1 protein-coding gene is annotated in these 1,337 nt (G+C 72.0%); it reads left to right on the forward strand.

Annotated features, from left to right (window positions below; all coding sequences use genetic code 11):
* Positions 1-1,211: FAD-binding protein (locus GJ693_RS15995; RefSeq protein ID WP_156257215.1), on the forward strand; the 1,211-nt coding region annotated here is incomplete at its 5' end.
* Between the last annotated feature and the right edge of the window lie 126 nt (positions 1,212-1,337).

Genomic DNA, 1,337 nt, shown 5'->3' on the forward strand with positions numbered 1-1,337 from the left:
TGGCGCTGGTTTGGGGCGGCACCCGCATCGGCCAGCTGAACCGCGCACTCGCCGCGCGCGGGCGCTCGATCCGCACCTCTGGCAGCCACGACGGGCAGACGGTCGCGGGCGCGGTCGGCACCGGCGTGCATGGCGGCGCGCACGCCCAGGGCGGTTTTCAGAACCATGTCCGCGGGCTGCATATCGTCGCCGGGCCGGGGCGCAGCTGGTGGCTGGAACGGCGATCCGATCCGGTGCTGGCCGATGGCATGGCCGTGCAGTTGGGCGCACGGCTGATCCGCGACGATCGACTGTTCGACAGCGCGCTGATCCACCTCGGCGGCATGGGCGTCATCAATGCCGCGTTGATCGACACCGTACCGCTGTTCGTCTGCGATGTGCTGGCCGCGCTGGCGCCCGTCAGTCCCGACTGGCTCGGCCTGCTGGCGGCCGGTGACTGGCGGGCGCTGGCGCGGGCGCAGGGCCATGACGATGATCCCTATTTCATGGAAGTGACGCTGGATCCGGCCGCGCCCTTCACCCAGCCGGCGATGCACACGCTCTATTTCAAGCGCGACGCGCATGATGGCGGCCAATGCGCGCTTGATGATCTCCATCTCAACCAGCCGCTCAATTGCCTTGGGCGGGCTGGCCCGGCGGAGGCGCCGGAGGCCGCTGCCGCGCCGCCCGACTTGGGTGCCGATATCGATGTCGCTGCGCTGCTGCGCGCCCAGTTCCGGCCGTGCGCGATCGGCGAGCGCTGGGGCAATTGGGGGGAATTGAACGGTCCGCACCGCCCGCTTGCCCCGCTCTACAACGCCGCCTTTGCCGTGCCGCGGGCGCGCGTGGCCGAAGCGGTGCAGGCCGCGCTGGCCGCCGTCGCCGGATTGCCGCGCCATTTCGTCTTCACGCTGCGCCCCGTGGATGGCGCCGCCGGTGGTCTGGCCTTCACCCGCTTTGGGACGAATGTGGTGATCAACCTTGATGGCCTCGGCACCAGCCTGTCGCCGGTCGGGCCGATGGCGGCGGCCGCCGTGCGCGCCGCGCTGGATGGCGCTGGCATCCCCTACAGCCTGCACTGGGGCAAGCTGGGCGGCCTCGACGCCGCGAAGGTGGCGGCCGATTTTGGCCCGGCGCGAGACCAGTGGCGCGCTGCCCGCCGGCGGCTGTTGGGCCCGGCGATGCGGCAGATCATCACCAACCCGGCGCTCGTCGCCTGGGGGCTGGATTAGGCGGTCTTGGGGATCAGCGACTGGATCAGCGCGTGGGCGCGCGGATCGCGGATCATCGCCAGCGCGCCCTCCACCCCGCCCAGTTCGGCCAGGCGCGCGGCGGTGGCCGTGGCCGCCGCGCCATCG

The organism is Sandarakinorhabdus oryzae (genome assembly GCF_009733735.1).
Classification (GTDB): Bacteria; Pseudomonadota; Alphaproteobacteria; order Sphingomonadales; family Sphingomonadaceae; genus Sandarakinorhabdus; species Sandarakinorhabdus oryzae.